The 12,340-nt window shown below is 65.3% G+C and carries 9 protein-coding genes; 6 read left to right on the top strand and 3 right to left on the bottom strand.

Annotated features, from left to right (window positions below):
* Window positions 1-41: 41 nt before the first annotated feature.
* The 3 genes from thrS to M8A51_RS11170 form a co-directional block, all read right to left on the bottom strand.
* On the bottom strand, window positions 42-1,961 hold the full coding sequence (gene thrS / locus M8A51_RS11180) for a threonine--tRNA ligase (protein ID WP_251778385.1): 1,920 nt from the start codon (window positions 1,959-1,961) through the stop codon (window positions 42-44).
* Window positions 1,962-2,286: 325 nt separating this feature from the next.
* The gene (gene aceA / locus M8A51_RS11175; protein ID WP_251778383.1) at window positions 2,287-3,585 is read right to left on the bottom strand and encodes an isocitrate lyase; all 1,299 of its coding nucleotides are present in this window, start codon (window positions 3,583-3,585) and stop codon (window positions 2,287-2,289) included.
* A gap of 273 nt (window positions 3,586-3,858) precedes the next feature.
* The gene (locus M8A51_RS11170) at window positions 3,859-4,338 is read right to left on the bottom strand and encodes an Lrp/AsnC family transcriptional regulator (protein WP_251778381.1); all 480 of its coding nucleotides are present in this window, start codon (window positions 4,336-4,338) and stop codon (window positions 3,859-3,861) included.
* Between the two features lie 160 nt (window positions 4,339-4,498).
* Between M8A51_RS11170 and M8A51_RS11165 the strand changes: the two genes are divergently transcribed.
* From M8A51_RS11165 to M8A51_RS11140, 6 genes are all read left to right on the top strand, one after another.
* Window positions 4,499-5,809, top strand: coding sequence for an aspartate aminotransferase family protein (locus M8A51_RS11165; protein WP_251778379.1), 1,311 nt, complete (start codon window positions 4,499-4,501; stop codon window positions 5,807-5,809).
* 198 nt (window positions 5,810-6,007) lie between these two features.
* Entirely contained in the window at window positions 6,008-6,796 is a 789-nt protein-coding gene (locus M8A51_RS11160) for a gamma-glutamyl-gamma-aminobutyrate hydrolase family protein (protein ID WP_251778377.1), read from the top strand.
* A gap of 65 nt (window positions 6,797-6,861) precedes the next feature.
* Window positions 6,862-8,229, top strand: a complete 1,368-nt coding sequence (locus tag M8A51_RS11155) for a glutamine synthetase family protein (protein WP_251778375.1) — start codon at window positions 6,862-6,864, stop codon at window positions 8,227-8,229.
* A 23-nt stretch (window positions 8,230-8,252) separates the two neighbouring features.
* Window positions 8,253-9,644 (top strand): aspartate aminotransferase family protein, encoded by a 1,392-nt coding sequence (locus M8A51_RS11150; RefSeq protein WP_251778460.1) that lies wholly within the window; start codon window positions 8,253-8,255, stop codon window positions 9,642-9,644.
* A gap of 24 nt (window positions 9,645-9,668) precedes the next feature.
* Window positions 9,669-11,165: an aldehyde dehydrogenase gene (locus M8A51_RS11145; protein ID WP_251778373.1), complete on the top strand. Its 1,497-nt coding sequence runs from the start codon at window positions 9,669-9,671 to the stop codon at window positions 11,163-11,165.
* A 101-nt stretch (window positions 11,166-11,266) separates the two neighbouring features.
* Entirely contained in the window at window positions 11,267-12,205 is a 939-nt protein-coding gene (locus M8A51_RS11140; protein WP_368408541.1) for a DMT family transporter, read from the top strand.
* Window positions 12,206-12,340: the final 135 nt, after the last annotated feature.

Here is a 12,340-nt window from a genome sequence, read left to right as displayed (position 1 = left end):
GCACATCGGCTCGGAAGAGGCGGCAGGCGGGCCGCCTCTGCTCAAACCTTCTGGGCAATGTCGCTTGCAATCTTCAGGGAGAAGGTGTCGAGTGACATCGCACCGAGGTCTTGGTTGCCCCGGGCGCGCACTGCGACGGTTCCCGCCGCTTTCTCCTTGTCACCGACAACGAGGATGTAGGGAACCTTCTGCAACGAGTGCTCGCGGATTTTATACGTGATTTTCTCGTTGCGCAAATCACGTTCAACTCTAAGTCCTTGTTTTTGCAGCGTTTTGACCACTTCCTGGACGTAATCCGCCTGCGCGTCAGTGATATTGGCGACGACCACCTGCACGGGCGCCAGCCAGGCGGGCAGTGCGCCGGCGTGCTGCTCGATCAGGATGCCGATGAAGCGCTCCAGGCTGCCAACGATGGCGCGATGCAGCATCACCGGCACCTGACGCTCGCCGCTTTCCGTGACGTACTCGGCACCCAGGCGCTCGGCCATGAAGAAATCGACCTGCATCGTGCCCACCTGCCACGGGCGTCCCAATGCATCCTTCAGCGTGTACTCGATCTTGGGCCCGTAGAAGGCGCCGTCGCCCGGGGCGATCTCGAACGCGACGCCGGAGCGCCGCAAGCTCTCCATCAGGGCGTGCTCGGCCTTGTCCCAGGCGTCGTCGGAGCCGATGCGCGCCTCCGGCCTCGTGGCCACCTTGTAGATGATGTCGGTGAAGCCGAAGTCCTTGTAGACCTTTTGCAACAGCGCCGTGTAGACCTCGCACTCGGGCAGGATCTGGTCTTCGGTACAGAAGATGTGTCCGTCGTCCTGCGTGAAGCCGCGCACGCGCATGATGCCGTGCAGGCCCCCGGTCGGTTCATTGCGGTGGCATTGGCCGAACTCGCCGTACCGCAGCGGCAGGTCGCGGTAACTCTTGATGCCTTGCTTGAAGATCAGGATGTGGCCGGGGCAGTTCATCGGCTTGAGCGCGTAGTCCCGCTTCTCCGACTCGGTCGTGAACATGTTCTCCCGGTACTTCTGCCAGTGGCCCGTTTTCTCCCACAGCGTCTTGTCCAGGATCTGAGGGCCCTTGACCTCCAGGTAGCCGTTGTCGCGGTACACGCGGCGCATGTATTGCTCGACCTCCTGCCACAGAGCCCACCCCTTGGGGTGCCAGAACACCGTACCGGGCGAATGCTCGTCGATGTGGAACAGGTCCAGCTCGCGCCCCAGTTTGCGGTGATCGCGCTTCTCGGCTTCTTCCAGCATGTGCAGGTATTGCTGCAGCTCGTCCTTCGTCGCCCAGGCCGTACCGTAGATACGCTGCAACTGCTCGTTGCGATGGTCCCCGCGCCAGTAGGCGCCGGCCACTTTCATCAGCTTGAAGTGCTTCAGCCTGCCCGTGCTCGGCACATGAGGGCCGCGGCACAAGTCCTCGAAACCGCCTTCTCGGTACAGCGACACTTCCTCGTTCGACGGAATGCCGGCGATGATCTCGGCCTTGTAGTGCTCGCCCAGGCTCTTGAAATACGCGACCGCCTCGTCGCGGGGCAACACGCGGCGAGCGACCTTTTCGTCCTTCTTCGCCAGCTCGGTCATCTTCTTCTCGATGGCTTGCAGGTCATCCGGCGTGAACGGGCGCTTGTACGAAAAGTCGTAGTAGAAGCCGTTCTCGATGGTGGGGCCGATCGTCACCTGAGCGTCGGGAAACAGCTCCTTCACCGCGTAGGCCAGCAAGTGCGCCGTCGAATGCCGGATCACGTCCAGCCCTTCCGGGTCCTTGTCCGTCAGGATCGCGAGCGACGCATCGCTTTCGATGCGGTAGCTGGTGTCCACCACGTGAGCGTCCTTGCCCTGCCCCACCCGGCCCGCGATGGCCGCCTTCGCGAGCCCGGGGCCGATGGAGGCCGCCACTTCGCCCACGGTCACCGGGCCGGGAAACTCGCGTCGGGAACCGTCGGGCAACTGAATTGAAACCATGAAAACCTCTCTGGGCGGCCTCCGAGCGGACCGCTGAAAACAAAAAAGCGCGGGGGTCGCCGCGCTTTGTTGGAGAACAGACAAACGAAAGCCGCGGCCGACCGACTAGACCTTGAAGAAGGTGATGGTGGTCGTAGTTCGCGGTGTCATAACCCCTGATGCCTTTCTCGCTCTTGCCGGTCCGAGGGAAGCCGCAATTGTATCGCAGCAGACACAAAAAAGCCCGGCAAGAGGCCTTGGCCGGGCGAATGCATCTACCGATGCGGTTGGAGCTTTTCACTGGCGGGCACCATCGACGACGGCGCCCGCCCCCTCGAGGGCGATATCAGCCGTGCTTCTGGTCGAAGAATTGCTCGTCTTCGGTCGAACCCTTCAGTGCGGCGGTGGACGCCTCGCGTTCGATCGTCGTGGTCACGGCGTCGAAGTAGCCGGTACCGACCTCGCGCTGGTGCTTCACGGCGGTGAAGCCCTTCTCGGCGGCGGCGAATTCCTTCTCCTGCAGCTCGACGAAGGCGCTCATCTGGTTGCGGGCGTAGCCATGGGCCAGCTCGAACATCGAGTAGTTCAGGCTGTGGAAGCCGGCCAGCGTGATGAACTGGAACTTGTAGCCCATCGCGCCCAGCTCGCGCTGGAACTTGGCGATCGTCGCGTCATCGAGGTTCTTCTTCCAGTTGAACGACGGCGAGCAGTTGTAGGACAGCAGCTTGCCCGGGAACTGCTTGTGGATCGCCTCGGCGAACTTCTTCGCGTAGGCGAGGTCCGGCTTGCCGGTTTCGCACCAGATCAGGTCGGCGTACGGCGCATAGGCCAGGCCGCGGCTGATGGCCTGCTCCAGACCGGGCTTGGTGCGGAAGAAGCCTTCAACGGTGCGCTCGCCGGTACAGAACGGCTTGTCGTTGTCGTCGACGTCGCTCGTGACGAGGTCGGCTGCCTCGGCATCGGTGCGGGCGACCAGCACGGTCGGGGTGCCCATCACGTCGGCGGCCAGGCGGGCCGCAACCAGCTTGGCCACCGCCTCACGCGTCGGCACCAGCACCTTGCCCCCCATGTGCCCGCATTTCTTGACGGACGCCAGCTGGTCTTCGAAGTGCACGCCGGCGGCGCCCGCCTCGATCATCGACTTCATCAGCTCGAAGGCGTTCAGCACGCCGCCGAAGCCGGCTTCCGCGTCAGCCACGATCGGCGCGAAGAAGTCGACGTCGTCCTTGCCCTCGGACCACTGGATCTGGTCGGCACGCTGGAAGGTGTTGTTGATGCGGCGCACGACGGCGGGCACCGAGTTGGCGGGATACAGCGACTGGTCGGGATACATCTCGCCAGCCAGGTTGGCATCGCCTGCGACTTGCCAGCCCGACAGGTAGATGGCCTTCAGACCGGCCTTGACCTGTTGCATGGCCTGGTTGCCGGTCAGCGCTCCCAGCGCATTGACGAAGGGCTCGGTATTGATCAGGCTCCACAGCTTTTCGGAGCCACGCTTGGCCAGCGTGTGCTCGATCTGCACGGAGCCCCGCAGGCGCACCACGTCGGCGGCGCTATAGCCGCGCTTGATGCCCTTCCAGCGCGGGCTCTCAGCCCAGTCTTTCTCGAGGGCAGCGGCTTGTTGTTCACGAGTCGGGTTCGTCATGGGGACCTCCAGTTAGTCAAGACATCGATGCGATCAGGATGGAGCAAAGCTTACGAGTCTTGGGAGGCCAATGCGAGACTTATGTCTTATATAAGACACAAAAGTTTCTTCATTAAAAACAAAGGCTTAGCCGGTCGATTTCAGGATGCGGGAATGACTTTCCCACAATGGAAGAGCATGCGGCACTGCACCATGCCGAACTTTTCTCTATGCGAAATCTCGATTTCGTCATGTGGAAGCTTACCCCCCTGCCAGCCGACCGGCACCCTGCCTTCAGATCTCCAGCGCGGTGGTCCGCTTCACGGTACGCAGCACCAGCATCGAATTCAGGCGCACCGCGCCCGGCAGTCGCGCCAGCACCTCGGCATGGAAGCGCTCCAGATCTTCTGCGTCGCGGTAGCTGAACCGCAGCAGGTAGTCGCTGCTGCCGGCAACGTAGTAGCAGTCGAGGATTTGCGGCTCATCGCGCACCGCCTGCTCGAAGGCTCGCAAGCCTTCGGGCGTGGTGCGTTCGACGTTGACGATCGTGAATGAAACGCCCGGTTGCCCCACAGCCTTCGGCTCGAGCAGCGCGACGTAGCGGTCGATCACGCCGCTCTCCTCCAGCAGCTTCACCCGGCGCAGGCAGGCGGACGGCGACAGGTGAACGCGCTGTGCAAGCTCGACGTTGGACAGACGCCCGTCCGCTTGCAGTTCGCGCAAGATGGCGCGGTCGATCGCGTCGAGCGGCACTTCTCGGGCTGGGTTTCGCATGAAATTCTTTGGTGACGTCGATTCGCGGCATCTTATGCGACGGGACGCCGGCTGCACGCATGACCTTGCAACCCTGTTGCGCCCGCTCCGGCCTAGACTGGGCTTGACTTCGGCGCGCCGAAGTTCATCCTTTCACTCACCTCATCCAGCCTGCCCGCCCATGCACCAAGACCTTGATGCCTATTGGATGCCGTTCACGGCCAACCGCCAGTTCAAGAAATCGCCGCGGCTGCTCGCGCGTGCCGAAGGCATGTATTTCTGGACGCCTGAAGGTCGGCAGGTGCTGGACGGCGTGGCAGGGCTTTGGTGCGTCAATGCGGGCCATGCCAGGCCCAGGATCGTGGAGGCCATCCGCCAGCAGGCCGGCGAACTCGACTACGCGCCCCCTTTCCAGATGGGCCACCCGAAGGCCTTCGAACTGGCCGAACGGCTGGTCGAGCTGACACCACCGGAGTTGAGCAAGGTCTTCTACACGAACTCCGGGTCCGAGTCCGTAGAGACGGCATTGAAGATGGCGATCGCGTACCACCGGGTGCGCGGCGAAGGCCAACGCACGCGACTGATCGGCCGGGAGCGCGGCTATCACGGTGTCAACTTCGGGGGCATCTCGGTCGGCGGCATGGTGGCCAACCGGAAAATGTTCGGCACCCTGCTGGCCGGGGTCGACCATATCCGGCACACGCATGACCTGCAGCGCAACGCGTTCTCGCGCGGGCAACCCGAACACGGCGCCGAGTTCGCCGACGACCTGGAGCGCCTGATCGCGCTGCACGACGCCTCCACCATCGCAGCCGTCATCGTCGAACCGGTGGCCGGTTCCACCGGCGTGCTGATCCCGCCACAAGGCTACCTTCAGCGGCTGCGCGAGATCTGCGACCAGCACGGCATCCTGCTGATCTTCGACGAGGTCATCACCGGGTTCGGCCGCCTGGGATCGCCGTTCGCCGCGACCCACTTCGGCGTGACCCCTGACCTGATGACGGTCGCTAAAGGCATCACCAATGGGTGCGTGCCGATGGGCGCTGTCTTCGTGAAGCGGCAGATCCACGATGCCTTCATGAACGGGCCGGAACATCTGATCGAGTTCTTCCACGGCTACACCTACTCGGCGCACCCGCTGGCATGCGCGGCAGCACTCGGCACGTTGGATACTTACCAGGACGAGGCCTTGCTGACCCGCGGCCGGGGCGAACTGGCGCAGTACTTCGCTGACGCCGTGCATTCGCTGAAAGGCCTGCCGCACGTGATCGACGTGCGCAACATCGGCCTGGTCGGGGGTATCGAGCTGGCGTCCATTGCCGGTGCGCCAGGCAAGCGGGCGTTCTCGATCTTCCTCGACTGCTGGGAGCGCGGTGTGTTGATCCGCACTACCGGAGACACCATCGCGCTGTCGCCGCCGCTGATCATCGAGAAGTCCCACATCGACCAGATCGTCGGCACGCTGGCCGATGCACTGAAGCGGGTCGAGTAGAAGCTGCGCCGCAGCCCTCTCGGGACCGACTCCGCGTGTCTACCCGGCCCGCGTGCATCGGGTGTTTCCCCTGGCGGCATTGACACCGGCGGGTGCTTTGGCACACTGCCTGCGTAAGGAGCGTGAACCTCGCGCTGCACCCGCAAGCCCAGTGCGCCGTCGCAGACACCGGGTCAAGAGCCCAGCGCAGCAAGCCCCATGAGCCACCAACACCCGCCCACGGTGAACCGGCGCCAGCCCGTGGTCCTGGTTCCCGCCTGCAACAAGATGATCGGGCACCACCCGTTCCATGTTGCAGGCAAGAAGTACGTCGATGCCGTGCGGCTGGCAAGGTGCCTGCCGCTCGTGGTGCCGACCGCGACTGTCTCCGAGATCGATGAACTGCTTGCGCTCGCCGATGGCGTGCTGCTGACCGGGTCGGTGTCGAACGTGCATCCCGGCCATTTCGGCGAAGAGGTATACGACCCGAGCCTGCCTTTGGACCCCGGGCGCGATGCCTGGACGCTGCCGCTGATACCCGCCGCACTGGACCGCGGCATCCCCCTGTTCGCGATCTGCCGCGGCCTGCAGGAAGCCAACGTGGCCCTCGGCGGCAGTTTGCACCAGGCTGTGCAGGAGGTCCCTGAGCGGCGCGATCACCGCGCGAAACCCGGTGCCGACGTCCATGTGCAGTACGGCATCGCCCACCCGATCACCGTCGAACCGGGTGGCGTGCTGCAGCAGGTGCTGGGCCTGACGCAGTTCGACGTCAACAGCCTGCACGGCCAGGGCGTCAACCGGTTGGCACCGGCGCTGCGCGTCGAAGCCACTGCGCCGGACGGCATGATCGAAGCGTTCTCCCACCCCGAGGCATCGGGCTTCAACCTTTTCGTGCAGTGGCACCCCGAGTGGCGTGCTGCAGAGAACCCGGTGTCACTGAAGCTGTTCCAGGCTTTCGGCGACGCCTGCCGCCAATATCGAGACCGCCACTCGGGCCCCCTCACCTAGCGCCGCCCGCCCGTCAACCAGCGCAGACGCGGCGTCGCCGCGAGGGTCAACGAGGAAAGGGATGTATGGTGGTCCGAGACAGTTTCACTTTCAGCGAGCTGGAGCAATGGCTCAACGAGCGACGCGTGACCGAGATCGAGTGCCTGGTGCCCGACCTCACCGGCGTGGCGCGCGGCAAGATCCTGCCGCGCGAGAAGTTCACCGAAGACCGCGGCATGCGCTTGCCGGAGGCGATCGTCGCCATCGGCGTCACGGGTGAGTTCCCGGACGAGGGGCCGTACTACGACGTCATCACGCCCACCGACCGCGACATGCACTTGAGGCCCGATCCGGCGACGGTGCGCATCGTGCCGTGGGCCACCGACCCGACGGCGCAGGTGATCCACGATTGCTTCGACCGCCACGGCAACGTCGTACCCTACGCGCCACGCTCTGTGCTGCGGCGGGTGTGCAACCTGTTCAATGCCGAAGGCTGGGAGCCCATCGTTGCGCCGGAGCTGGAGTTCTACCTGATCGAGCGCAGCACCGACCCGAACCAGCCGCTGCGCCCGCCGGTCGGCCGCAGCGGCCGCGCCGAGACGTCGCGTCAGGCCTATTCGATCGACGCGGTGAACGAGTTCGACCCGCTGTTCGAGGACATCTACGCGTACTGCGAGCAGATGGAGCTCAACGTCGACACGCTGATTCACGAGGTGGGCGCCGGGCAGATGGAGATCAACTTCTTCCACGATCGTCCGTTGCAACTGGCCGACGAGGTGTTCTTCTTCAAGCGCACGATCCGCGAGACGGCGCTGCGCCACGGGATGTACGCCACCTTCATGGCCAAGCCGATGGCCAACGAGCCGGGCAGCGCGATGCACGTGCACCAGAGCCTGCTCGACAAGGCGACCGGGAAGAACCTGTTCAGCAACGAGGACGGCTCGCCGTCCCAGGCGTTCTACTGGTACATCGGCGGCCTGCAACGCTACACGCCCGCGGCGATGGCCTTGTTCGCGCCCTACGTCAATTCCTACCGCCGCCTGGCACGCGCCACCGCGGCGCCGATCAACATTCAGTGGGGCACCGACAACCGCACGGTCGGCATCCGGTCTCCGGTCGCCGCCCCGGCGGCACGACGCATCGAGAACCGCGTGATCGGCGCCGACGCGAACCCCTACGTCGCACTGGCCGCAACGCTGGCCTGCGGCTACCTGGGACTGAAGAACCGCATCGAGCCGACGCCCGAGTGCAAAGGCGACGCCTACCTCGGCGACTACGCGCTGCCGCGCAGCCTTGGCGAAGCGCTCGCACTGCTGAAGGATGAAGCCGACCTGCACGAGGTGCTCGGTCGGGAATTCATCACCGTCTACACCGAAGTCAAGGACACCGAGTACGAAGAGTTCATGAAGGTGATCTCGCCCTGGGAGCGGGAACACTTGCTGCTGCACGTCTGAACCCTCTGGCCCCGACCATGACCATGAATGCCGACATCTCCTCGAGCCGCAGCACGCGCGACTGGCAGGCCGCCGACGCCGCACACTTCTTGCACCCGTTCACCGACTTCCAGTCGCTTGCCCGCAAGGGCGCTCGCATCATCACGCGTGGCGAGAACGTCTACCTCTGGGACAGCGACGGGCACAGGATCTTCGATGCGATGAGCGGCCTGTGGTGCGTCAACGTCGGCTATGGGCAGCAGGCGCTGATCGACGCCGCCGCGCGGCAGATGCAGCAGCTACCGTTCTACAACGCCTTTTTCCAGACCGCCACGCCGCCCGCGATCCAGCTGGCCGAGTTGCTGGCCGAAGTCACGCCGCCGCAGTTCCAGCACGTCTTTTTCTCAGGCTCGGGCTCCGAAGGCAACGACACTGTGGTGCGCATGGTGCGGCGCTACTGGGACCTGCTCGGCCAGCCCGAGCGGCAGGTGATCGTCAGCCGCAAGAACGCCTACCACGGCTCGACCATGGCCGGCGCGTCGCTGGGCGGCATGGCGGCGATGCATGCGCAAGGCGGCCTGCCCATCCCGGGCATCGTGCACATCGAGCAACCGCACTGGTATCAGGTGGGCCGCGAGATGACTCCGGAAGCCTTCGGGGTGCACGCGGCCGGCTGGCTGGAAGAGAAGCTGCTCGAACTCGGGCCGGAGAAGGTCGCCGCGTTCATCGGCGAGCCGGTGCAAGGTGCCGGCGGGGTGATCGTGCCGCCGGACAGCTATTGGCCGGAGATCCAGCGCATCTGCGACAAGTACGGCGTGCTGCTCGTCAGCGACGAGGTGATCTGCGGCTTCGGTCGCACGGGGCATTGGTTCGGTTGCGAGCGCTTCGGCTCGCGGCCCGACCTGATGACCTTTGCGAAGGGAGTGACGTCCGGCTACGTACCGCTCGGCGGCGTGATGGTCGGCGAGCGGATCGCGAAGGTGCTGATCGAGCAAGGCGGCGAATTCGAGCATGGGTACACCTATTCAGGCCACCCGGTGGCCTGTGTGGTCGGTGTCGAGAATATTCGCTTGATCCAGCAGCTGAAGCTGGTGGAACGGGTGCGAGACGAGACCGGCCCTCGTCTGGCGAAGCTCTATGCGTCGCTGCGAGACCACCCGTTGGTCGGCCATGCCGAGACCTGCGGCCTGATGGGCGCCATCCAGCTCGTCAAGGACAAGAGCGACGGCACCCTGTTTCCTTCCGAACTCGAGGTGGGCATGGTGTGTCGCGGGCATTGCTTCGGCAACGGGCTGATCATGCGGGCGGTCGGCGACCGGATGATCGTCGCGCCTCCGCTCGTCACGACGGCCGAACAGATCGACGAACTCGGCCGGTTGATCGCGATGTGCCTCGACAAGACCTGGGCCGACGTGAAGGCCAACGGCTGGGTCTGACACCCCACCACGGAGACACCCGACATGCCACAGAACCCGATCGACTGGCACGCACGTGCCGCAGACCTGCAGCCGGATGGCCGTCTGCTGATCGATGGGCGGCGCTGCGACGCTGCCGATGGTGCAAGCTTCGACAAGCACTCGCCGATCGACGGCCGTCGGCTCGGCGTGGTCGCACGTGGGATGGCCCCCGATGTCGACCGCGCCGTGGCGGCTGCGCGTGCCGCCTTCGATGACGGCCGCTGGGCGCACCAGCCTCCGGCAGCGCGCAAGAAGGTGCTGCAGCGCTTTGCCGAGAAGATCCTCACGGCCCGCGAGGAACTCGGGCTGCTCGAAACCCTGGACATGGGCAAGCCGATCCGCTACAGCATCCATGTGGACGTGCCGGCAGCGGCGCGCTGCCTTGCCTGGTACGCCGAAGCCGTCGACAAGGTGTACGACGAGATCGCGCCCACCGGCCCCAACGCGCTGGCGCTGATCACACGCGAGCCCGTGGGCGTGGTCGGTGCGATCGTGCCGTGGAACTACCCGATGATCATGGGCGCGTGGAAGCTGGGGCCCGCCTTGGCGACCGGCAACAGCGTCGTGCTGAAGCCCTCGGAGAAGTCGCCGTTCACGGCGCTGCGGCTGGCCGAACTGGCGCTTGAGGCCGGCCTGCCGCCCGGTGTTTTCAACGTGGTGCCGGGGTACGGGCATGAAGCCGGCGAGGCGCTCGCACTGCATGCGGACGTCGACGCTATCGGCTTCACTGGCTCGACCCGTACCGGGCGCCGCATGCTCGAGTACGCCAGCCGCTCCAACCTGAAGCGCGTCTACAACGAACTCGGCGGCAAGTCGGCCTTCATCGTCTTCCCTGACGCAGACGACCTGGAACGAGCGGCGAACACCGCCGCCGGTGCGATGTATTTCAACCAGGGCGAGTCGTGCAACGCGCCGTCGCGCGTGCTGGTGCACGAGAGCATCGCGGACGAGTTCGTGCAGCGCGTCGCCGCGCTGGCGCCACGCTTTCGGCCCGGCGACCCGCTGGACGCGTCGACCGAGATGGGGGCACTGGTCGACGAGAGCCAGTTGCGCACCGTGCTCGATTACATCGAGTCCGGCCGCACCGAAGGGGCCCGCTGCGTCACCGGGGGCAACCAGGCCCTGCAGCACACCGGAGGCTACTACGTCGAGCCGACGCTGTTCGACGGCGTACGCAACGACATGCGCATGGCGCGCGAGGAAATCTTCGGGCCGGTGCTCTGCGTCATACGCTTCAAGGACGAAGCCGAGGCGATCCGGCTGGCGAACGACTCGCCCTACGGCTTGCAGGCCAGCGTCTGGAGCCACCACCTCGACCGCGCGCACCGCGTCGCCCGCGCGCTGCGCGCCGGGACCGTGCACGTGAACCAGTACGACGAGGACGACATCACCGTGCCTTTCGGCGGCTACAAGCAATCCGGCAACGGACGCGACAAGTCGCTGCACGCGTTCGACAAGTACACCGAGCTGAAGACGACCTGGCTGCGCATCGGCCCGTGACGGCGGTGCGGCCTGCAGACAACGGCGCGCGCGAAGTCCGCCCGACTTCGGCATCATGCGCGGCGGCATCGTCGCCCTCCTCCTTTTCACGCCCGAGCCCGATCTTGCACCTTCGCACCCCTGTTCTCGCTTACGCCTCCCTCGCACTCAGCATGGCCCTTGTCGGCAGCTATGTCGCGCTGTCGAAGGTGCTGGTCCTCGTGTTCCCGGTGCTGCTGCTCGCCTGGCTGCGCTTCGGCATCGGCGCCATCGCGATGGCGAACTGGGTGCAGCGCCAGCCCGGCGAAGCACCGTTGTCGGCACGTGACCGCAAGCTGCTGTTCTGGGAATCGTTCTTCGGCAACTTCCTGTTCTCGGTGTGCATGCTGTTCGGCGTTTCACTGACGTCGGCGCTTGCGGCCGGCGTGATCATGGCGTCCATCCCGGCGGTCGTGGCCGTGCTGTCGTGGGCCCTGCTGCGAGAGCGCATCGCGCCGCGCGTGCAGCTCGGCATCGCCTGTGCCGTCGCCGGCATTGCGCTGCTCTCGATCGCGAAATCCTGGAACGGTGGCAACAACTCCAGCGCGGATCCGAGAGCACTGCTCGGCAACCTGCTGCTGTTCGCAGCCGTGTGCTGCGAGGCCACCTATGTGGTGATCGGCAAGCAGTTGACGGCCAACGTCTCGGCCAAGCGCATCAGCGCACTGGTGAACCTGTGGGGCTGGACGCTCGTCACGCCGTTCGGCCTGTACTTCGCATGGCAGTTCGACTTCACGACGGTTGCCACGGGTCACTGGGCGCTGCTGGTGTTCTATTCGCTGGCCGCCAGCATGATCACCGTCTGGTTGTGGATGAGCGGCCTGCGTCAGGTGCCGGCCGCGTCGGCCGGCGTCTTTACCGTGATGCTGCCGATCAGTGCAGCAGCCGTCGGCGTGGTCTTCCTCGATGAGCAGTTCACCGTCGGGCACGCAGCGGCCTTCGCGCTTGCGCTGGCCGGGGTCGTGTTGGCCACCTGGCCCGGCCGTCCGACGCCAGCGACCGTCGCGCCTCCTGTCGGATGACGTCGGCGCGCGGGGTTTCAATTCGTAGCAACCCCGTCGCACCTCCCCCCTACAGCTAGGGGTGCCCAGCGCTTTTCCCTGGCGGGTTAGGGATGTCAAGCTCGCGGCCTTTGATGCAACGTTTGCTCCGCAGTT

Source organism: Caldimonas mangrovi (genome assembly GCF_023721835.1).
GTDB classification, from domain to species: domain Bacteria; phylum Pseudomonadota; class Gammaproteobacteria; order Burkholderiales; family Burkholderiaceae_C; genus Caldimonas; species Caldimonas mangrovi.
This window is presented reverse-complemented; position numbering and strand designations above follow the sequence as displayed.

Bases quoted from the DNA above. Each gene is read 5' to 3' on its own strand.
- thrS (WP_251778385.1), bottom strand. From the start codon at position 1,961: ATGGTTTCAATTCAGTTGCCCGACGGTTCCCGACGCGAGTTTCCCGGC.
- M8A51_RS11145 (WP_251778373.1), top strand. From the start codon at position 9,669: ATGCCACAGAACCCGATCGACTGGCACGCACGTGCCGCAGACCTGCAG.
- M8A51_RS11165 (WP_251778379.1), top strand. From the start codon at position 4,499: ATGCACCAAGACCTTGATGCCTATTGGATGCCGTTCACGGCCAACCGC.
- M8A51_RS11160 (WP_251778377.1), top strand. From the start codon at position 6,008: ATGAGCCACCAACACCCGCCCACGGTGAACCGGCGCCAGCCCGTGGTC.
- M8A51_RS11150 (WP_251778460.1), top strand. From the start codon at position 8,253: ATGAATGCCGACATCTCCTCGAGCCGCAGCACGCGCGACTGGCAGGCC.
- M8A51_RS11155 (WP_251778375.1), top strand. From the start codon at position 6,862: ATGGTGGTCCGAGACAGTTTCACTTTCAGCGAGCTGGAGCAATGGCTC.
- aceA (WP_251778383.1), bottom strand. From the start codon at position 3,585: ATGACGAACCCGACTCGTGAACAACAAGCCGCTGCCCTCGAGAAAGAC.
- M8A51_RS11170 (WP_251778381.1), bottom strand. From the start codon at position 4,338: ATGCGAAACCCAGCCCGAGAAGTGCCGCTCGACGCGATCGACCGCGCC.